The organism is Vibrio sp. 1401, from assembly GCF_033340295.1.
Genome location: NZ_JAWOWF010000894.1, coordinates 1 through 504 on the forward strand (window position 1 = coordinate 1; position 504 = coordinate 504).

Genomic DNA, 504 nt, shown 5'->3' on the forward strand with positions numbered 1-504 from the left:
AGGACGGCGGCGTTTAAAGCTGTTTTTTAGCGTCCAGTAAATGGGTAACTCGACGGCAAATGCCAGCAATCCGGCTAACATAAACCAAGAGCCGTGTTCTTTATCTAAATACCAAGCTAACAGCCCTAAGACGACGTAGAGATGCCCATCTCCACTGTGCGAAACGCCTTTACTGATGTTGGCAACTTGTTGGTTAAAACGGTGCTGAAGACATACGCTAGAGAATGCTAAATCAAACTTAGCGATGGTTGCGATTGGCTGTGTGATTGTCTCAATGGTTCGCATGTGACCTTCCCTTACTTTGACAACGCCTTTGTGTGCAAAGTAGGAGGTTTAGGTGACAGCTACATGACGGGAAGTTGGACAATTAGTGACAAAAGTAGAATGGACGGAATAGCGCACATTGATGTGCCCAACCATACCGTTAAACACATCAATAAAAGCAATAAGAATTACGAAGGGTTAGCTGGTGAGGCTGACGGCGTATCGATATACCAAACTTTG

The 504-nt window shown here is 45.0% G+C and carries 1 pseudogene; it reads right to left on the minus strand.

Annotated elements, in window-relative coordinates:
* A pseudogene (locus R7Z77_RS28760) lies at positions 1 to 285 on the minus strand (phosphatase PAP2 family protein); the annotation flags it as partial.
* Between the last annotated feature and the right edge of the window lie 219 nt (positions 286 to 504).